Genomic DNA, 19,359 nt, shown 5'->3' on the forward strand with positions numbered 1-19,359 from the left:
TCGACTCCTGGGAGACGGAAGGGCGCTGAGGGCTTGTCAGTGCAATTTCACATTACTATGTTACGGGTCACATCGCGCTCCTTCTGTACGGCCAATCCCCGCGTGCACCAAGGGACTTCGCGATCAACGCACCGCTGTCACGCCACCACACAGCCACCTCCCACACAGGAGCCTTCGGTGTCCCAGCCACGATCCGTGCTGCTCAGATCCGCGCGCACCCCGCTGCTCGCCGCAGCCGTCGCCGTCACCCTCCTCGCCTCGCTCGGCCAGACCGCCCGGGCGACCGCCACGGAACGCACCGACCCCACCGCCCCTACCGTCCCCGCCGCCTTCGCCGGCCGGCCCACACCCGCCACGGCCGGCGCCTCCCACGGCCACAACCCCTTCGACGAGGTCGACCGCCTCGCCAGGGCCCCCAAGCCGGTCGCCGAGCCCGCCCCCGCGCCGGGCGAGCTGGCCGAAGGCCGCATACCCGGCCGGCAGAACCCGGCCCCAGGAAAGAGCGATGCCTCCCGCGGCGCCGCCCCCCGCGCCGCAGGAGTGCCCTGCACGCTCGACGGCATCACCCGCCTCGGCCCCGAGCAGCTCGCCGACTTCCTCGCCGACCCGGCGGTCACCGCCGACGGCTGCCTCAGCGACCTCATCTGGACCTGGGACGCGCACCTCGCGCCGGTCATGTCGGACGCCCACGTCCAGGCCGTGGGCCGGCGAATATCCTCCCTGGCCACCGCGCACGACGGCCGCAACAGCACGCACCTGCTGGAGATGTTCACCTACCTCCATGCGGTCGTGTACCACGACTTCTCGCGTCCCGAGATCGACATCACCGATGTCCCGACCACCGAGGTACTGCGCCGGGCGATCCACGACTTCGGCACCGCGTCCCGCACCTTCCAGGTCACCCGCACCAACGCCGAGACTCTCCGCGAGGCCCTCTACACCGGCAGCGCCCCCGGCCTTCGGCACAGCCAGCTCGCCCTGATCAAGAAGGTCCTGGCCACGATGGACAAGTACCACCCGGGCCAGTACGACAACGCCTCCTGGGGCGGCGCGGCCCTGGCCGCCCTCTCCGTCAACTACCTCGGCATCTACCCGGGCAACGGGGACACCGCGTTCCACAACGTGGTCACCCGGAACGCCTCGTACCGCGCCGCCTTCAAGGCGTTCGCCGGCTACACCCACCTCAAGGGCACGGTGAACGAATGGGTCGTGCGCGACGCGCTGAGCGAGTACGGCCGCTTCGGCCAGGTGGACGCGCTCAAGGCGCAGATCGTGCCCGACCTCGGCGCCCTGCTGCCCGCCACCCGCACCAACTTCGGCAACGGCAGCCGGCCCTGGGCCTCACTCGTCACCTGGCTGAACTTCTACGAGGCCTGCAAGCCGTACGCGGTCTGCAAGGATGACATCGAACGGCAGATCTTCCCGTACACCTACACATATGACAGCGGAGCCATCAAGGTCCGCACCGGCCTCGACCGTGCCACCGTCGACCAGCTCTACTACGCGAGCAAGCAGGTCAAGGCGCAGTTCCACCGGGTCCTCGGCGCCGAACAGCCGCTCGCCGGCGACACCAACACCACCCTGAACATCGTGCTGTACGGCTCCCGCGCCGACTACGAGATCTACCACCCCATCCTCACCGGCATGGGCACCAACAACGGCGGCATCTACATCGAGCGCGGCGCCACCTTCTACACCTACCAGCGCCGGGTGCCGCAGGACTCCTCGCTCACCCTCGAAGAGCTCTTCCGGCACGAGTACGTCCACTACCTCAACGGCCGCTGGGCCGTGCCGGGATACTTCGGCCAAGGCCCCTGGTACAGCGGAGACCGCACCACCGCGATGGACGAGGGCACGGCGGAGTTCTTCGACGGGTCCACCCGCGACGACGGCATCGCGGTCCGCAAATCCCTGGTCCAGGGCGTCATCGACGACACCGCCGGCGGCGGCCCGCGGATGACCGTGAACCAGCTGCTGCACGCCACCTACGACGGCGACGGCTTCCGCTTCTACGACTACGCGGGCACGTTCTTCGAGTACCTGTGGACCGAACGGCCCTCGCTGCTACGGGAGATGTACGGCCATCTGCGGGCCGACGACCCGGCGGCCTTCGACGCGTGGCGCAACCGGCTCGGCGGCGACCCGGCGCTCCAGCGCGCCTACGACAGCTTCCTGGACGCGCAGATCGCGAAAGTCGACGACCTGTTCGTGCCCAACACCACCTACACGCCCAACGAGCGGCTGAGGGACGCCTCGCCCGAAGCCGTCCGCGCCTCCTTCGCCGCCGCCACGCACGCCGACCCGGCCTGCACGGAGAACGGCGATCCGGGAAAGCGGCGCTTCATCTGTACGGGCAGGATCACCGCCAACCTCTCCGGCGCCGGTGATGCGGACCTCGTCTTCAAGGACATGTCCGAGACGGTCGACTACTTCATCCTCGACCGGGCCGCAGCGGCCTCCACCAATCTCGCCGACATGAACTGCTCCTTCGGGCCGGTCGAGATCTGGTCCAACGGCCGTGCGGGAACGTCGACCTACCGCTGCGAAGGGCCGCTGCGCAGCTGAGCCGGACCGGTCGGTGACGTTCCCGGTGGTTGCCTTCCCCGGGGATGCAGCAATGTGACATATTATTGCTGGGACCACCAGACAACTCGTGGTCCCCTGGACGCCGTCATCACCGGCGCCGGGGAAGGCAATCTCTCGTCTCCGACAAGGAGGCGGGACCCGAGCTCGACCTCGCGCTGCTGTCCACCCGACTCCGGCGCGAACTCACCGACGTCCTCCCACCGGAGACGGAGTACGAGCCCAAGGGCGGTCTCGTCGTGGCGCCCGACGAGACCGCCCTCACGGCACTGCGCGACTTCGCCGAAGACCAGCGCAAAGCCGGCGTCGAGGCACACGAAATCCCCGCCGGCCGGCTCCACGGCCTGGAGCCCCACCTCGCGCACGGACTCGCGGGCGGCTTCCACTACCCGCAGGGCGCCCAGGTCCAGCCCGCCCGGGCAGCCGCACAACTCCTGCGCTCGGCACGGGAATCAGGCGCCGACGTCCGCCTCGGCGAGGAAGTCGCCGCCGTCCTCACCGGCCCGGACGGCACCATCCGAGGCGTATGTACGCAACGCGGCGAACTCCACGCCCCCGCCGCCGTCAACGCCACCGGCACCTGGGGCGGCGACCTCGCTCGGCCGCCGGACCGTCGTCGCGGGCAGCGGTCCGCTGCTGCTCGCCGTCGCCGGGACCCTCGCGGCCGCGGGGGCCACGGTGCCCGCCGTCGTGGAGGCCGCCGCTTATCCGGCGTACGCCCGTCAACTCCCGGCCCTCGTACGCAATCCGGGCAAGCTCGCCGAGGCGGCTGTGCACGGCGGCGCGCTGCTCCGGCACGGCGTACGGCTGCTCACCCGGCACGCGGTCACCGCCGCTCACGGCACGGACCGGGTCGAGGCCGTGACGTTCACTCTTCCGCTTCCATGACGGGGCTTGCCCTTGTGGCGCTGTCGCGGTGGTTAGTAAAATGTCACACCTCATACTAGGAGTTGCTATGGCACCCGCACCCCGCACGCGGCCCTGGCACGGCATCATGGTCGCCACCGCCCTGCCCCTGCGCGACGATCTCTCCATCGACCACGACGCCTACGCGGAGCATGTCGCCTGGCTGATCGAGAACGGCTGCGACGGCGTCGTCCCGAACGGTTCCCTCGGCGAGTACCAGACGCTCACCGACGACGAACGCGCCCGCGTCGTCCGTACCGCGGTCGAGGCGGCGGGCGACGGGGACCGCGTGATGCCCGGCGTCTCGGCGTACGGCAGCGCCGAAGCCCGCCGCTGGGCCGAGCAGGCCGCCGAGGCCGGCGCCGGATCCGTCCTCCTCCTGCCGCCCAACGCCTACCGGGCGGACGAGGAAGCGGTCGCCGCCCACTACGCCGACGTCGCGCGCAGCGGCCTGCCCGTCGTCGCGTACAACAACCCGTACGACACCAGAACCGATCTCACACCCGCCCTCCTCGCCCGACTGCACGGCGAGCAGAGCATCGTCGCCGTCAAGGAGTTCAGCGGCGACGTCCGCCGGGCGTACGAGATCGCCGAACTCGCACCGGGGCTCGATCTGCTGGTCGGCGCCGACGACGTCCTGCTCGAACTCGCCCTGGCCGGCGCGGTCGGATGGATCGCCGGATACCCCAACGCGCTGCCCGCCTCCTGCGCCACCCTCTACCACGCCGCTGTCGCGGGGGACCTGGACACCGCGCTGCCGCTCTACAAGTCCCTGCACCCGCTGCTGCGCTGGGACTCCAGGACCGAGTTCGTCCAGGCCATCAAGCTCTCCATGGACCTGGCGGGCCGTACCGGCGGTCCGACCCGGCCCCCGCGCTCACCTCTCACCGGCGAACAGGAGACGGCCGTACGAGCAGCCACGGAGAAGGCGCTCGCCGAGGGCCACCGGTAGCCGGCAGGAACCGAGCAGCAGCGAGAAGGGACCCCATGCGCACCCGCCACGTCTACCACGCCGTCGACTCGCACACCGAAGGCATGCCGACCCGGGTCGTCACCGGCGGTGTCGGTGTCATTCCCGGCGCCACCATGGCCGAGCGCCGCCAGTACTTCATCGAGCACCTCGACCACATCCGCACGCTGCTGATGTACGAGCCGCGCGGCCACTCCGCCATGAGCGGCGCGATCCTGCAGCCGCCCACCCGGCCGGACGCCGACTACGGGGTGCTGTACATCGAGGTGTCCGGACTGCTGCCCATGTGCGGCCACGGCACCATCGGCGTCGCCACCGTCCTCGTCGAGACCGGCATGGTGGCGGTCACCGAACCGGTCACCACGGTCCGCCTCGACACCCCGGCCGGGCTCGTCAGCGTGGACGTACAGGTCCAGGACGGCGAGGCCACATCCGTCACGCTCACCAACGTGCCGTCGTTCTGCCTCGGGCTCGACCGCAAGGTCGAGGTACCCGGACATGGCACGGTCACCTATGACATGGCATACGGCGGCAACTTCTACGCCTTCGTGTCCCTGGACGCTCTCGGCCTGCCCTTCGACCGCGCCCGCAAGGACGATCTGCTCGCCGCCGGACTCGCCGTCATGGACGCCATCAACGCCACCGACCGGCCCGTCCACCCCGAGAACCCCGGCATCGGCGGCGTCAAGCACGTCTATCTCGCCGCCCCGGGCTCGGACGCCGTACGGTCCCGGCACGCCATGGCCATCCACCCCGGCTGGTTCGACCGCTCCCCGTGCGGCACCGGCACCAGCGCCCGGATGGCCCAGCTCCATGCCCGAGGTGAGCTTCCCCTCGGCCGGGACTTCGTCAACGAGTCCTTCATCGGCACCGAGTTCACCGGCCGCCTCGTCGGGGAGACCACGGTCGGCGCACTGCCCGCCGTCATCCCCACCGTCACGGGCCGCGCCTGGATCACCGGCACGGCACAGTACTTCCTGGATCCGTCCGACCCGTTCCCCGGAGGCTTCCTCCTGTGACCCCGCCGACGACCCCACCGACGGTCCCGCCCACCTCCCGGACCGAGACCGTTGTCCGCACCACCGACTACCACACCGCCGGTGAGCCCTTCCGTATCGTGGCCGACGGGCTGCCCCCCATCCCCGGTGACACCGTGGCGGAGCGCTGCACGGGCGCCATCGGCCCCGGGGGCTCCGCCACCGCGCCGCGCCCGGGCCCGCTCGACGACATCCGCCGGCTCCTCGTCCAGGAACCCCGCGGACACGCGGGCATGTACGGCGGCTTCGTCGTACCGCCGGACGACGACGGAGCCCACTTCGGCGTCCTGTTCTGGCACAAGGACGGCTACTCCACCGCCTGCGGCCACGGCACCCTCGCGCTCGGCGCCTGGGCGGTCGACAGCGGACGCGTCGCCGCGCCCGACGACGGCTCCGTGCAGATCCGCATCGACGTGCCCTCCGGGCGGGTCGGGGCCACGGTCCACCGCGCTCAGGGCCGCACCACCGCCGTCACCTTCCGCAACGTCCCGGCCCGCGTGACGGCCCGCAAGGTCCCCGTCGCCACCTGCTTCGGCACCGCCGACGTGGATGTGGCCCACGCCGGGGCCTGCTACGCCTCGGTGCCCGCCGCGCAGCTCGGCCTCGACGTGGACCGCGCCTCGCTGCACCGGCTCGTCCGCGCGGGGCGGGAGATCCGCGCCGCCCTCGCCGGTCATCCCGCCACCTGGCATCCCGACGGCCCACTGCTGTCCGGTGTTTACGGTGTGATACTGCACGAGGAAATGCCCGACACCGCCGCCGGCCCCGCCCAGGTCAGTGCGACCGTCTTCGCCGACGGCCAGGTCGACCGCTCGCCCTGCGGCTCCGGCACCTCCGCACGCCTCGCCCTGCTGGCCGAGGACGGCAGGCTGGGCCCCGGAGACGTCCTGCACCACGAGTCGGTCGTCGGCACGGTCTTCACCGGCCGTGTGGTCTCCCGTACGGACGAGGGAACCGTCACCGAGGTCACCGGCACCGCCCACCGCACCGGTGAGCACACCTTCGTACGGGACCCGTACGACACCCTGGCGACGGGATTCCTGCTGTGACCGCGTCCTCGCAGGGTCTGCTCCGGCTCGACGCCGACGACATCGCCGGGCTGCTGGCACCGGCCGCCGCGGCCGACGCCGTCGAGGCGGTGCTCCGGGACGGACTCGACCCGGAGAACTGCCCGCCGCGCACCCAGGTGACCGTTCCGGCAGGCCAGCTGCTGCTGATGCCCGCCGCGGCCGGGGCGTACGCCGGGGTGAAGATCGCGGGCGTCGCCCCGGCGAACCCCGCGCGCGGGCTGCCCCGGATCACCGGGAGCTATCTGCTCCTCGACGGGGAGACCCTTGTCCCGCTCGCCCTGCTCGACGGGGCGGCGCTGACCGCCCTGCGCACCCCCGCCGTCTCCGCCGTCGCCCTGCGGCATCTCGCGGCGCCGGACGCCGGGCATGCCGTGCTCTTCGGTGCCGGACCGCAGGCGTACGGCCATCTGGAAGCGGCCCTCGCGGAAAGGCCGTTGACCCGGGTGACGGTGGTCGCGCCGCGCCCGGAGCCTGCCGAGGCGCTCGCCGCCCACGCCCGCAAGCGCGGCCTCGACGCCCGTACCGGGACTCCCGGCGACGTGGTGGACGCCGATTTCGTCCTGTGCTGCACGACAGCACGCGAGCCGCTGTTCGACGGCCGGCTGGTCCCGGGCCGCGCCACCGTGATCGCGGTCGGCTCGCACGAACCGGACGCGCGCGAAACCGACAGCGCGCTCGTCCGCCGCTCGGCGGTGTACGTCGAGGCGCGGACGGCCGCCCTTCGCGAGGCCGGTGATCTCATCATTCCCGGGTCGGAAGGGGCCATCGGGCCGGACCACATCACGGGCACGCTCGCCGAGCTGGTCATGGGCCGGACCACCGCGGCCGCAGGTTGTCCACAGCTCTTCAAGAGCGTGGGCATGGCCTGGGAGGATCTTGCCGTGGCCGCAGCCGTTCATCGGGCAGCCATGACGAAGCCGGGCAGTGCAACGTGACCTTGTACGCTTGCCCTCCACTGATTCTCGGAGGACGCGCCATGGGGGACCTGAAGCAGATCAACCTGATCACCGCTCAGGAGCGGCTGCGCGATCAGGTCGCCCACGCCCTGCGTGCCGCGCTGGTGGCCGGCGAACTCCGTCCGGGCCATGTGTACTCCGCACCCGGCCTCGCGGCCGACTTCGGGATCTCGGCCACACCGGTGCGCGAGGCGATGCTGGACCTCGCCCGTGAGGGGCTGGTCGAGCCCGTGCGCAACAAGGGCTTCCGGGTCACCGAGGTCAGCGAGCGCGACCTCGACCAGTACACCGAACTCCGCGCGCTGATCGAGGTGCCGACCATCGGCCGGGTCGCACAGATCGCGACGGAGGACGAACTGGAAGCGCTGCGGCCGGTCGCCGAGGAGATCGTGGAGCACGCCACGAACCACAACCTGATCGGATACCTGGACGCGGACCGCCGCTTCCATCTCGGCCTGCTCGCCCTGGCCGGTAACGACCGTCTGGTCGAGACCGTCGGAGACCTGCGCAAGCGCTCCCGGCTGTACGGCCTCACGAGGCTCGACGAACTCGGCCTGCTGGTCGCCTCCGCGGAGGAGCACCATGAGCTGCTCGATCTGATGGTGGCCGGGGACCAGCGGGCCGCCGAGGAGTGCATGGCCCGCCATCTCGGCCATGTCCGTTCCCTGTGGGCGCAGGCCAGGGACGAGCCGGTGGAGCCGCGCCCGAAGCGAACGCTCGGCAGCCGCTGAGGATCCTCGGCCGCTGCGGCGGGGAGCAGCGCCGGCAGCAGCGGTGGCAGCAGCGGTCGGGCGGCGGCCCTGTCGCCGGTGACGCACTGACCCGGGGCGCCTTCCTCCTATAGCGTCGTGATGACACGAGGAGGCGCCATGCCCGAGATCGAACTCTCCGCCGGGGCCATCGCGTACGAGGACTCCGGCGGCCCGGGCCCCGTCGTCGTCCTCCTCCACGGGCTGGTCCACGACGCGAGCGTCTGGCGCAAGGTCGTCGCCGAACTCGCCCCCGCTCATCGCTGTATCGCCCCGACCCTGCCGTACGGTTCGCACCGCACACCCATGCGCCCGGACGTCCCCCTGGGACCGGACACCGTCAACGACCTGGTCGTGGAGTTCCTGGACCGGCTCGATCTGCGTGATGTCACCCTCGTCGAGAGCGACTGCGGCCGCGCCCAGACCGTCGCCGCCCGCCACCCCGAACGGCTCGCCCGGCTCGTCCTCATCTCCTGCGAAGCGTTCGACAACTACCCGCCGGGCGTGCCCGGAAAGATGCTCTCCCTGGCCTGCCGCATCCCCGGCGCCGTCGCCTTCCTGGCCCGCACCCTGGCGCTCAAGCCCCTGAGACGGCTGCCCATCGGGGTCGGCGCCCTCGTCAAGTACCCCGTACCGGACGAGATCGTCGACGCCTGGCTGCGACCGCTGCGCACCGACAAGGCGATCCGTGAGGACTTCCGCCGCTACGGCCTCGCCGTGCGGAAGACGGAACTCCTCGAAGCGGCCGAGGGCCTGCGGAAGTTCGACCGGCCCGCCCTGGTGGTATGGGCCGTCGAAGACCTGATGATGCCCCGCGCCCACGGCCGCCGGCTCGCCGAACTCCTGCCGCACGGACGGCTCGTGGAGATCGAGGACAGCCGCACGCTGATCGCGGAGGACCAGCCGGAACGGCTCGCGGCGACGCTGCGCGCGTTCATCGCCGAGTAGCCGGGGAGCACGGGGACAGCCGGTACGCCGCCCGTGCGAGGATCCCTGCGGAGTATGCGGTGATCCCGATGGTGGAGGGCAGTGATGTACGCGGTATCCCTGGGCGACGACGGTGCGGAGCTGCGCCCGCTCGAGCCGTGGCAGGCCGAGGAGTTCCTGGCCCATATCGACCGGGGACGGGAGTTCATCGGGCAGCACAACGCGCTGCCCGACGTCGTCAGGGACCTGGAGTCGAGCCGGGCGTTCCTCCAGGCGTACGCGGAGAAGGCCGCAGCCGACGCCGGGCGGATCCACGGCATCTGGACGGACGGCAAGCTGGTCGGCGCGGTCATCCTCCGGACGATGGACGTCGAGCAGGGCACCGCCGAGGCGGGCTGCTGGCTGGAGCCGTCGGCGGTGGGCCAGGGGCTGGTGACCCGGGCCGCGCGCGTGATCATCGACTGGGCCGTCGAGGAGCGGGGCATCCACCGCGTGGACTGGTGGGTCTCGTCGGACAACGGGCCCAGCATCGCCGTGGCCCGGCGGCTCGGGATGACGAAGGAAGGCGTACTGCGGGAGAGCTACCTGTACCGGGGGACGCGGCACGACGAGGAGGTCTGGTCGGTGCTCGCGCCGGAGTGGCGGGCGGGCAGGCGGGCGTCCTGAGCTCCTGGATGCCGGTCGACCCGACGTAGGGCCTTGCCGTGCGCCGGGGGCGGAACTGCGCGAAGCGGCCGAAAGCCTGCGGAAGTTCGGCAGGCGCTCTGATCGACTGGCGGCGTCTGCGACCCCGGCCTACGGTCGGATAGGGACCCCGCCGCCCACCGCGCTCCGGGCGTCCGCAGTCCACCGCCTTGTGGACGCCCACGGCCACCGCGTTCCGGACGTCCACCGCCCTCCGCCCTCCGCCGAGGGCGCATGCGCCATGACCACTCCGCAGCCGACCCCGATACCGCAGACCACCGCCCCGGAGCGGGGTGACGGCAGCGGGAGGGCGCTGCTCGTCATCGCTTCCTGCCAGCTCATGGTGGTGCTCGACATCACCATCGTGAACATCGCGCTGCCGCACATCCAGGCGTCTCTCGACCTCTCCACGGCGAACCTGTCGTGGGTGGTCAGCGCGTACACGCTCACCTTCGGCGGACTGCTCCTGCTCGGCGGCCGGTCCGGCGACATCCTCGGCCGCCGCCGCGTCTTCGTCCTCGGCGTACTGCTCTTCGTCATCGCCTCGCTGCTCGGCGGACTCGCCCGGAACTCCGCGCTGCTCCTCGCAGCCCGCGCGCTCCAGGGTGCCGGTGCCGCCATAGCCTCCCCGACCGCGCTCGCCCTGATCAGCACGACCTTCAGGGAAGGCCCGGAACGCAGCCGGGCCTTCGGCGTCTTCGCCGCCGTCTCCGCGGGCGGCGGAGCGATCGGCCTGCTCGCGGGCGGCATGCTCGTCGAATGGCTCGACTGGCGCTGGGTGTTCTTCGTGAACGTGCCGATCGGGCTGCTCATCGCCGCGGCCGCGCCGCGCCGGATCAGGGAGTCCGAGCGCCACCCCGGCACCTTCGACCTGACCGGCGCGCTGACCTCGACCGCCGGCATGGTGCTGCTCGTGTACGGCTTCATCCGGGCCGCGCAGGACGGCTGGCGGGACGGGCTCACCGTCGCGTCGTTCGTCGCGTCGATCGCGATCCTCGCGGTGTTCGTCCTCGTCGAGCGCCGCTCCGGTCAGCCCATCACCCCGCTGCACATGTTCGCCGACCGCAACCGGGCCGGGGCGTACGGAATGATGCTGAGTCTCGCCGCTGCGATGTTCGGCGTGTTCTTCTTCCTGACGCTCTTCGTCCAGAACGTCCTCGGCTTCGGCCCGCTGCAGGCCGGCTTCGCCTTCCTGCCGGTCAGCACGGTCATCGCGGTGGGCGCGGGGACGGCCTCGCGACTCCTGCCCAGGTTCGGGCCGAAGCCGTTCCTGGTGACCGGGGCGCTGCTGGCGACGACGGGCCTCGCCTGGCTGAGCCGGATCGATGTCGACTCCACGTATCCGGGCAGCATCCTGGGGCCGATCCTGGTCTTCAGCCTGGGGATGGGGCTGCAGTTCGTCTCGCTCACACTGACCGCGCTCTCGAACGTCGCGGCCCGTGAGTCGGGCGCGGCCGCCGGGCTCCTCAGCGCCCATCAGCAGCTCGGCGGCTCGCTCGGACTGGCCGTCCTGGTCACCGTGTTCGGCGCGGCGGCCGGCAACGAGGCGGGGAAGCAGGTGGCGAGCCAGGACATCCTCACCGCAGGGGTGTCCACAGCCTTCGCCGTCGCCGCGGTCTTCATGGCGATCGCCGCGCTCATCGCCCTCCTGGTCGTCCGGGTGCGCCCCTCGGACATCGAACGCCTCAACGGCGGTGCCGGCCCGCGGCAGCTGTGAGGACGCCCGTACGCAGCCGCCGGTCACGTCGGTCGTACGTCGCGGCCGGTCACGCCGCCTCGAGCTGGAACCACACCCACTTGCCGCGGTCGCCGACCGTGGCCACACCCCAGGACCCGGCCAGCGCCTCCAGCAGATCCAGCCCGCGCCCCGTCTCCATCTCGTCCACCGGTTCGTCGCCCGACCGGGCACCGCCGCTCATGCCCGGCTCGGTGTCGAAGACCGCTCCGGTGATGCCGTCGGCGGCCTCGTCGCGGGCGACGGCGATCTCGATGGAGGCACCCTCGGCGTGGCGTACGGCGTTCGACACCACCTCGGACAGCAGCAGCGCCGCAGTCTCGGTGACGGCGCAGTCGGCAGAGGCGACCTCTTCGAGGACGCGCCGGGCCTGAGCGGCTGCGCGGGGGTGGCGGGGCAGGATGGCGACGGCGCCGTTTCCGGTCATGGGTGCGCTCCAAGCATCACGGTCGGGAAGCTCTGTCCCTCGGGCCGGTGTCCCGCCGACCTCGTGGACTCCTTCCAGCCTGGTGGCGCGGGAGGGGCCGAAAGCGTCCCTTTCTACCGGTTTCGGGACTGTCGTCCGTCACATCGCGGCGTAACTTTCGTCGCGCTCGCTCGGCGGCCGCGGGCTCGACGTCGGCAGGCTCAGCCGCCGGCAGATCGCGGTCATCCGCAGGACGAACACCACGCCGGCCGCCACGGGTGTGGCCACACCGGCGCCGACGCCCGCCCGGCCGGCACGACGGTCATCAGCGCCCGCCGGGGGGCTCCCACCTGTGCAGATACGCCATGGTCGCGACGGCGACGGCCCCGATCACGGCACACCGCTGCGGCGTGCCGGTCGTCGCGATCCGGAACGACGAAAGTCATACAGTGGCCGCAAGGTGCTCCGCGAACGTGCGCCATGTACGTGCGCCATGCAGGTGCGCCACGTACGTGTGACGTGCGCGAGGTGGTGAGGGCGCAGTGACCGAGTGGAAACGCTGGTCGGCACGGCAGCAGGACGCCCTGCTCACCGCGACCGTCGTGGCCGTTGGCGTCGCCGACACCTGGATCAAGTCGCCGAACGGGCTGCTCACCGGTCAGTCGACCGCCGTCGTGGCGGCCGCTTCGGGCGCGGTCGGCTTCGTGCTGTGGTGGCGCCGGCGGAGTCCGGGCGTCGTGGCCGTCGTCGTCATGGTGGGGTACGTGATCGCGTTCACCCCGGTGGCTCTGGGCGTGGCCATGTACACCGTGGGGGAGCGGTACCGGCGCATCCGCACCCTGGTCCTCTTCGGCGCGGCGGGCTGCGCCGCGGGCGTGCTGTCGCTGTGGGCCGGTCCGCCGGGCTTGGACCTGCGGTACGGGGCGTTCGCCCTCGCGCTCATTCTCGGGCCGCTCGTCGTCGGCTATGCCGTCGCGATCCGCCGCGATCTCGCGGCCGGGGCGAAGGCCACGATCGACGCCCTGGAGCGGGAGCGGCATCTGCTGGTCGAGCGGGCCCAGGTGGGCGAGCGCGCCCGTATCGCCCGCGAACTCCACGACGTGGTCGCCCATCGCGTCGGCAACATCGTGCTCACCGCCGGCGCGCTGAAGGTCGGCCCCGAGGCGCGGGCCGCCCCGGCGGTCGCGCGGGCCGCCGAGCTGATCAGGGACGAGGGCCACCAGGCGCTGGAGGAACTGCGCGAGGTCCTCGGCGTCCTCACCCCGGACCGCCAGGGCCGCCCGGCCGCCAGGGCGCCGCAGCCCGACGCCTCGCAGCTCGACAAGCTCGTCGCGAGCTCGACCCGGCTCGGCCGTCAGGCGACGCTACGGATCGACGGGCATCCGGAGACGCTGCCGGCCCCGGTCCAGCGCGCCATCCACCGCATCGTCCAGGAAGGGCTCACCAACGCAGCCAAGCATGCACCCGGGGCGCCGGTCGGCGTCGTGGTCGAGTGCCGGCTCGACGGCGTCGAGGTGCAGGTCACCAACGGCCCGGCCGCCGGCGCCGGGGACGCGGACGCACCACCACTGCCGCCGAGCGGCGGAAACGGTCTGATCGGCCTGGCCGAGCGCGTCGGGCTGCTCGACGGCACGTTCTCGGCGGGTCCGTACGACGGCGGTTACCGCATCGGCGCCTTCATCCCGCACAAGCCCGCGACGCTCTGAGCACAATCGCGCGACGCGCCGACCAAAAGCGCGCGACGCGCTGAGTACGAGCGCAGGACGCGCTGCGCACCAGCCTGCAACGCGCTGCGCACCAGACTGCGACACTCTGACCACCGCCCGCGCGACTCCGAGCGTCCACCCGCGGTCCTCTGAGCGTCCGTCAGCGTTCCAGGCCCGCCCGGTACGCCAGTCGCGCGGCCTGCACCCGGTTGCCCGCCCCGATCTTCGCCAGCAGCCGGCTGACCTGGCCCTTGACCGTTCCCTCACTGATGTGGAGGGCGGCGCCGATATCGGCGTTGGACAGCCCCTTGGCGATCAGCTTCAGCACCTCGAGATCGCGCTCCGACAGCGACTCCAGGACCTGCTTCTCCGCCTCCGTGAGCTGCGACGCCTGCCCGGCCAGCGCGTCCAGGACCCGCCCGGTCACCGCCGGGTCCAGGGCCGCCTTGCCCTCGGCCACCTGACGCACGGCGCGCAGCAGTTCCTCCGGAGGCGTGTCCTTCAGGAGGAATCCACTGGCGCCCGCCCGTACCGCCTCGTCGACGTACTCGTCCGCGCTGAACGTCGTCAGGATCAGCACCCGGGGCGGCCGCGGCAGCGCCCTCATCTCGCGGGTCGCGGCCAGCCCGTCCATGCCCGGCATCCGGATGTCGAGCAGGGTGACATCCGGGCTGAACTGCCGCGCGGCATCCACGGCGCTCCGCCCGTCCCAGGCCTGGGCCACGACATGCATGTCGTCACTGGACTCGACGATGTCGCTCAGCCCACGGCGCACGATCTCGCTGTCGTCGGCGATAAGGACATGGATCACCGTCCCATGATGCTGCAGCTCGCGCCGGGATGCGCCGTCGCCGGGCGGCGGCGCATCCCGGCGCGAGCCCGGGCGCACGACCGATCCGATCGCTTGCGCAGGGTCAGCATCGGGCGGACTCTGGACCTGATGAGGCAGGCCGGTGAGGGCGTCATGAGCTACGCAAGGAAGGCGACCGGGGACGCCGACTTCCGTGGCCCGCTGGACGTGACGAAGGCTGCCACATGGGTGCTCGACGGCCAGGACGTGGTCATCGGCTGGAGTCCCGCGGCGCAGGAGCTTCTCGGCTACCGGTCGACCGAGATCATCGGACGCTCCGTCTGCACGTTCCTGGTGGGCACGACCGCATCCGCATCTGAATCCGCATCCGCATCGGCCGAGGAGACCGCCGGCAAGGCGGTCCTGCCCTTCCCGGAGCGTGACGTCTGCCTCGCCGTCCACCGCGACGGTCACCGTCTGCAACTCGTCACCGCGGTCTGTCACCTGTCCGGACCCGGGCCTGCGCAGCGGGTTCTCATGGCGGCCGACCTCGAGCGGCTCAGGGAGTGGGAATCCCGGCTGGCCATGCTCCAGGGTCTGGCCACCCAGTCACCTCTGGGTTTCGCCATCTACAACACCGAGCTCCGTCTCGTCTGGTGCAACGCCGCCTCCGAGCGGGAGCTCGGGCTTCCGCTCGCGCAAGTCCGGGGCAGGCTGGCCGACGAGCTGTACCCCAAAGGCCGATTCGTGACACCGGGCTATCCGGAAACGCTGGATGCGGTCATGCGGCAGGTGCTGGAGAACGGAGAGCCGATCCTCGACGTGCACTTCCGCGGAGAGCAGCCCAGCGACCCCGGGAAGGAACACCTGTGGTCCTGTTCGTACTACCGGCTGCAGGACCCGGACGGCCATGTGTTCGGGGTGTGCGAGGACGCGTTCGACATCACCGACCGTTACGAGGCACAGCGGCAGCTGAATCTGCTGGTCGAGGCCGGCCGGCGCGTCGGCACCACGCTGGACGTGATCGCCACGACGGACGAGCTGGCCGCGGTGGCGGTGCCCGAGTTCGCCGACCTCGTCGAGATCGACCTCGCTCCGGCGGTGCTGGACGGTGAGCTGCCGGGCGTCGCGGGCCCGGTGGGTACCGAACTGATCCGGGCCTCCTCCCGCTCGGCCGCACCCGGCGGCACGGCGGACACCGCGCGGGCGCCGAGCCGTCCACCGCATCAGGTCGAGTACGCGTACGGCTCGCCCCAGCACCGCAGCCTCGCCTCGGGCGGACTCGTGCTCGAGGACGACACCCTGGTCGTGCCGCTGCGCGCCGGAGGCAGCGCCTTGGGCCTCGTCACCTTCGTACGCCGCAGCGGATCGGGAGTCTTCGACAGCCGTGCCGTCGCGGTGGCGGACGAGCTGGCCACCCGGGCTGCCGTGTCCATCGACAACGCTCGCCGCTACACGCGCGAACGGGCTGCGGCCCTGGCTCTCCAGCGGCAGCTCCTGCCGCAGTATCTGCCGCCGAACTCGGCGGTCGAAGTGGCTCATCGCTATCTGCCCACGGACGCTCTGAGCGGCGTCGGCGGCGACTGGTTCGACGTCATCCCGCTGTCCGGCACGCGCGTCGGGCTCGTGGTCGGGGACGTGGTGGGCCATGGGCTCCACGCGGCGGCCACCATGGGACGGCTGCGTACGACGGTGCGCGCGCTCGCGCCCCTGGACATCCCTCCTGACGAGCTCCTCAAGCGGCTCGACGATCTCGTCGGACAGTCGGCGGAGGCTGACCTGGACGGCCCCGGAACCTACACCGACAACGACGATGTCGCGGCCGGGGCCACCTGTCTGTACGCGGTCTACGATCCCGTGTCGCGGCGCTGCACCATGGCCCGCGCAGGTCACCTGCCGCCTGCGGTCGTGGAACCGGGTGGCCGTGTCTGCTTCCCGGATCTGCCGGCCGGCCCACCCCTCGGTCTCGGCGGACTGCCCTTCGAGTGCCTCGAGGTCGAGCTGCCGGTGGGCAGTCTGATGGCCCTCTTCACGGACGGTCTGGTCGAGGCGCGCGACCGGGACATCGACAAAGGGCTGGAAACCCTGGGAAAGGTCCTCAGCGAGAACTCGAGTTCCCTGGAGGACCTCTGCGACCGTGTCATCTCCGAACTCCTTCCCGGCAGCACGACCACCGATGACACGGCTCTCCTCCTGGTCCGTACCCGCGAACTCGACAACCGGAGGGTCGCCGCCTGGGACCTGCCGGCGGAACCGGTCGCCGCAGGCCGGGCGCGGGAGCTGGTCGCCGGCCGGCTGACCCAATGGGGCCTGGACGAGCTCGTGTTCCCCACCGAGCTGATCGCCAGCGAGCTGGTCACGAACGCGGTGAGATACGCCGAGGGCCCGCTGCACCTGCGGCTCATCCGCGACCGCACCCTCGTCTGCGAAGTCGCGGACGCGGGCCACACCGCCCCCCACCTGCGCCACAGCGGCGACGACGACGAAGGCGGGCGCGGACTGTTCATCGTGGCCCAGCTCGTCCTGCGGTGGGGGACGCGGTACAGCCGTGACGGCAAGTCCATCTGGACGGAACAGGCACTGCCCTCGGGCTGACGGGATCCGTGTTGTCCCGGTGCCGGCCGGTGCGTGGGCGCGACGGAGTCGGCATGCATCCGGACCGGGACAGGGTGGGGTGAACCACGGGCTGGACGGGCGCGCAGGACAGGGAGGACGGCGCGCCCATCGGCGCGTAGTGACAAGCCCTCCCCTCCGCAATCGATAACATCACATATGCCCAAATACGTACCAGTGTGGGGATTGTGATGCGTCGTCTGACTATCGGCCTGGCCCTGTTGGCCGGTCTGGCCTCCTGGCCCTGGGTGGGTACGCAGGCCGTCTCCGCAGTGAAGGAACCGGCCCGCCAGGACAACAGCCTCGGCACGAACATCCTGGTCGTCGGCATCGACAGCCGCGCCGGGCTGTCCGCGGCCGAGAAGCGGCGTCTCCACGTGGCCGGCGAAGGATGCGACTGCACCGACGTGATGATGCTCGTGCACCTGTCCGAGGACCGCCGGCGCGCGAGCATCGTCTCCATCCCCCGGGACAGTTACGTCGAGTACGCCTCGGCCGACGGCGCCACCGCGCCACCACGCAGCGGCAAGATCAACGGCGCGTTCAAGATCGGTCGGGGACCACTGGCCGTACGCACCGTCGAGAAGGTCACGGGCCTGCACATCGACCACTACCTCGAGACCGGCTTCACCGGCTTCGAGCAGGCCGTCAACAATCTGGGCGGCGCAACCGTGTGCACGGACAAGCCGCTCAAGGACGAGAACTCCGGCCTCGACATCGCCGCGGGGACCCACCATGTCGACGGGAACGGAGCGCTGCGCTACGCCCGGGCCCGGCACATCAACCGCCCAGGGGACCTGGGCCGAGTCCGCCGCCAGCAGCGCATGCTCGCCGACATGCTGGCCCGTCTGACCGTCCAAGGCGCGCTGGCCGATCCCGCGAGCACGGCGCACACGGTGCGCCTGCTGCTGAAGTCCGTCCGCACGGACGAGCGGACGGGCCTGGGCGATCTCGTCCGCATCGGCTGGTCACTGGGCCGACTGCCTGCGGACCGGACGGAGTTCACCACGGTTCCGATCGCGGAGTTCGACCACCGCGTGCCCGGCGTGGGCTCCACGCTCGTCTGGCACAAGGCCCGCTCCCGGGCCCTGTGGAACGCTCTGCGCTCCGACCACCCGTTCACCGGCGACACCCGCATCCTGCCTGTGCCCGAAACACGCGCCGAGACCGATCCCGCCCGAATCAACGTGCGTGTCGACGACGCCACCGTCGCCGCGGCCCTGCGGCGCAACAAGTTCGTCGTCATGGACACCTCGGCATCCGCCCCGACGGTACGGCCCGCCGGTTCCCCGCTCATCACCTATCCCGCGGGGCAGGAAGCGGAGGCGTCCACGCTGGCCGCCGCCCTGCCCGGATCACACCTTCGAGCAGTCTCCCGGCACGACGCCGTCTTCGACGTCGTCGTCGGCACCGAGCCCGTCGTGGTCAAGACCGTCACCTACGACCGCAACGTCGCCGAAGGTGCCCCCGTCACGGCGGACCAGCTCCGCTGCGCCGGACCGGCATAGGGGGTGCAGCTCTGTGGGCCGGTGCAACGGCCGGCCGTGGCGGTCGACGCCTCGTCCGGCCGCCGGTCCTCAGCCCGCCACCACCTGCACGTCTCCGCCCTTCGAGAAGACCTTCACCTTCCGTGGCGACGACGCCCGATGCTCGACGGTGACCCTGCGCGAGCCGGCCGCCGTGGTCACGTCGAGGGCGTACGGTCCGCCGGGCAGGCGGACGGCGACGTCCCCGCCGTCCGACGTGGCGGAGATGCGGTCGGGCGCCTCTGCCAGGCGCGCGTCGATGCCGCCGCCGCCCGTGTGCGCCACGACGGTGGGGGCTGTGCTGTCCTCGATCAGGACGGCGCCGCCGCCGGTGCTGGCCACGGTGGCGGCCGACAGCTTGCGCACGACGATGTCGCCGCCGCCGCTGTCCAGCTTCACGGGGACGCCGTGGGGGACCTCGACGCGGAAACGGACACCGCATCCGCGCACCCCCGTGTCCCCGCAGCCGGAGGCGGCGAGCCTGAGTTCGCCGGAGGCGACGGCATGGCTGGTGTCCGGTTTGCGGGGCGGTGTAGTCCAGGGTCTCGGTGACGCGGACTGCGGCGCCGGTGGCGGCCGTCACCTCTATGTCGCCGCCGCGGTTGTCGACCGCAAGGCTGCGCACCGGTTCGGACACGGTGTGGGAGCGGGTCTCCGTACGGGGCGGTTCACCCGTCGAGCAGCCCGCGAGCAGGCCGCCG

General features: G+C 71.6%; 16 protein-coding genes and 2 pseudogenes. 14 read left to right on the top strand and 4 right to left on the bottom strand.

The features are described 5' to 3' along the window. Window positions 1–177: 177 nt before the first annotated feature. The 11 genes and pseudogenes from ACWCXB_RS30965 (at window position 178) to ACWCXB_RS31015 (ending at window position 11,599) form a co-directional block, all read left to right on the top strand. Window positions 178–2,565, top strand: a complete 2,388-nt coding sequence (locus ACWCXB_RS30965; RefSeq protein WP_450727079.1) for a collagenase — start codon at window positions 178–180, stop codon at window positions 2,563–2,565. Between the two features lie 44 nt (window positions 2,566–2,609). Continuing rightward, window positions 2,610–3,239, top strand: a pseudogene (locus ACWCXB_RS30970) (NAD(P)/FAD-dependent oxidoreductase); the annotation flags it as partial. Further along, a pseudogene (locus ACWCXB_RS30975) lies at window positions 3,184–3,450 on the top strand (FAD/NAD(P)-binding oxidoreductase); the annotation flags it as partial. The pseudogenes ACWCXB_RS30970 and ACWCXB_RS30975, both read left to right, overlap by 56 nt. 88 nt (window positions 3,451–3,538) lie before the next feature. After that, window positions 3,539–4,441, top strand: coding sequence for a dihydrodipicolinate synthase family protein (locus ACWCXB_RS30980; protein ID WP_450727080.1), 903 nt, complete (start codon window positions 3,539–3,541; stop codon window positions 4,439–4,441). A 35-nt stretch (window positions 4,442–4,476) separates the two neighbouring features. Next, window positions 4,477–5,478, top strand: a complete 1,002-nt coding sequence (locus ACWCXB_RS30985; protein WP_450727081.1) for a proline racemase family protein — start codon at window positions 4,477–4,479, stop codon at window positions 5,476–5,478. Then, window positions 5,475–6,545, top strand: coding sequence for a proline racemase family protein (locus ACWCXB_RS30990; protein WP_450727082.1), 1,071 nt, complete (start codon window positions 5,475–5,477; stop codon window positions 6,543–6,545). The genes ACWCXB_RS30985 and ACWCXB_RS30990 overlap by 4 nt, the downstream gene beginning before the upstream one ends. Then, window positions 6,542–7,501 (top strand): ornithine cyclodeaminase family protein, encoded by a 960-nt coding sequence (locus tag ACWCXB_RS30995; protein ID WP_450727083.1) that lies wholly within the window; start codon window positions 6,542–6,544, stop codon window positions 7,499–7,501. Before ACWCXB_RS30990 ends, ACWCXB_RS30995 begins: the two co-directional genes overlap by 4 nt. A 41-nt stretch (window positions 7,502–7,542) precedes the next feature. Continuing rightward, window positions 7,543–8,253, top strand: a complete 711-nt coding sequence (locus tag ACWCXB_RS31000) for a GntR family transcriptional regulator (protein ID WP_450727084.1) — start codon at window positions 7,543–7,545, stop codon at window positions 8,251–8,253. Between the two features lie 138 nt (window positions 8,254–8,391). Further along, window positions 8,392–9,219, top strand: coding sequence for an alpha/beta fold hydrolase (locus ACWCXB_RS31005; protein WP_450727085.1), 828 nt, complete (start codon window positions 8,392–8,394; stop codon window positions 9,217–9,219). 84 nt (window positions 9,220–9,303) lie between these two features. Further along, window positions 9,304–9,864 carry a GNAT family N-acetyltransferase gene (locus tag ACWCXB_RS31010; protein WP_450727086.1) on the top strand — a complete coding sequence of 187 codons (561 nt, stop codon included), beginning with the start codon at window positions 9,304–9,306 and terminating at the stop codon, window positions 9,862–9,864. Between the two features lie 259 nt (window positions 9,865–10,123). Beyond that, window positions 10,124–11,599 carry an MFS transporter gene (locus ACWCXB_RS31015; RefSeq protein WP_450727087.1) on the top strand — a complete coding sequence of 492 codons (1,476 nt, stop codon included), beginning with the start codon at window positions 10,124–10,126 and terminating at the stop codon, window positions 11,597–11,599. 49 nt (window positions 11,600–11,648) lie between these two features. Here the strand turns inward: ACWCXB_RS31015 and ACWCXB_RS31020 are convergent, their stop codons facing one another. Together ACWCXB_RS31020 and ACWCXB_RS31025 are read right to left on the bottom strand one after the other, a co-directional pair. Further along, window positions 11,649–12,044 carry an ATP-binding protein gene (locus tag ACWCXB_RS31020; RefSeq protein WP_450727088.1) on the bottom strand — a complete coding sequence of 132 codons (396 nt, stop codon included), beginning with the start codon at window positions 12,042–12,044 and terminating at the stop codon, window positions 11,649–11,651. 138 nt (window positions 12,045–12,182) lie between these two features. Continuing rightward, window positions 12,183–12,311 carry a hypothetical protein gene (locus tag ACWCXB_RS31025; RefSeq protein WP_450727089.1) on the bottom strand — a complete coding sequence of 43 codons (129 nt, stop codon included), beginning with the start codon at window positions 12,309–12,311 and terminating at the stop codon, window positions 12,183–12,185. Between the two features lie 254 nt (window positions 12,312–12,565). Between ACWCXB_RS31025 and ACWCXB_RS31030 the strand changes: the two genes are divergently transcribed. Next, a complete protein-coding gene (locus tag ACWCXB_RS31030; RefSeq protein ID WP_450727090.1) occupies window positions 12,566–13,729 on the top strand; it encodes a sensor histidine kinase in 1,164 nt (387 codons plus the stop codon). 160 nt (window positions 13,730–13,889) lie between these two features. On the opposite strand, the gene ACWCXB_RS31035 is transcribed toward ACWCXB_RS31030, so the two are convergent. Then, the gene (locus ACWCXB_RS31035) at window positions 13,890–14,540 is read right to left on the bottom strand and encodes a response regulator (protein WP_450727091.1); all 651 of its coding nucleotides are present in this window, start codon (window positions 14,538–14,540) and stop codon (window positions 13,890–13,892) included. A 153-nt stretch (window positions 14,541–14,693) separates the two neighbouring features. Here ACWCXB_RS31035 and ACWCXB_RS31040 point away from each other — a divergent pair, with 153 nt between their 5' ends. Then, a complete protein-coding gene (locus ACWCXB_RS31040; protein ID WP_450727092.1) occupies window positions 14,694–17,114 on the top strand; it encodes a SpoIIE family protein phosphatase in 2,421 nt (806 codons plus the stop codon). A gap of 209 nt (window positions 17,115–17,323) precedes the next feature. Further along, complete coding sequence (locus ACWCXB_RS31045; protein ID WP_450727093.1) at window positions 17,324–18,640, top strand: LCP family protein; 1,317 nt, start codon at window positions 17,324–17,326, stop codon at window positions 18,638–18,640. Between the two features lie 69 nt (window positions 18,641–18,709). Here ACWCXB_RS31045 and ACWCXB_RS31050 read toward each other — a convergent pair whose 3' ends face one another. Beyond that, window positions 18,710–19,057: a DUF4097 family beta strand repeat-containing protein gene (locus ACWCXB_RS31050; RefSeq protein ID WP_450727094.1), complete on the bottom strand. Its 348-nt coding sequence runs from the start codon at window positions 19,055–19,057 to the stop codon at window positions 18,710–18,712. Between the last annotated feature and the right edge of the window lie 302 nt (window positions 19,058–19,359).

Source organism: Streptomyces sp. NPDC001514 (genome assembly GCF_053597075.1).

Excerpts from the sequence above, each read along its gene's own strand:
- ACWCXB_RS30980 (WP_450727080.1), top strand. The coding sequence starts at position 3,539 with ATGGCACCCGCACCCCGCACGCGGCCCTGGCACGGCATCATGGTCGCC.
- ACWCXB_RS30985 (WP_450727081.1), top strand. The coding sequence starts at position 4,477 with ATGCGCACCCGCCACGTCTACCACGCCGTCGACTCGCACACCGAAGGC.
- ACWCXB_RS31000 (WP_450727084.1), top strand. The coding sequence starts at position 7,543 with ATGGGGGACCTGAAGCAGATCAACCTGATCACCGCTCAGGAGCGGCTG.
- ACWCXB_RS31005 (WP_450727085.1), top strand. The coding sequence starts at position 8,392 with ATGCCCGAGATCGAACTCTCCGCCGGGGCCATCGCGTACGAGGACTCC.
- ACWCXB_RS31010 (WP_450727086.1), top strand. The coding sequence starts at position 9,304 with ATGTACGCGGTATCCCTGGGCGACGACGGTGCGGAGCTGCGCCCGCTC.
- ACWCXB_RS31015 (WP_450727087.1), top strand. The coding sequence starts at position 10,124 with ATGACCACTCCGCAGCCGACCCCGATACCGCAGACCACCGCCCCGGAG.
- ACWCXB_RS31020 (WP_450727088.1), bottom strand. The coding sequence starts at position 12,044 with ATGACCGGAAACGGCGCCGTCGCCATCCTGCCCCGCCACCCCCGCGCA.
- ACWCXB_RS31040 (WP_450727092.1), top strand. The coding sequence starts at position 14,694 with ATGAGCTACGCAAGGAAGGCGACCGGGGACGCCGACTTCCGTGGCCCG.
- ACWCXB_RS31045 (WP_450727093.1), top strand. The coding sequence starts at position 17,324 with ATGCGTCGTCTGACTATCGGCCTGGCCCTGTTGGCCGGTCTGGCCTCC.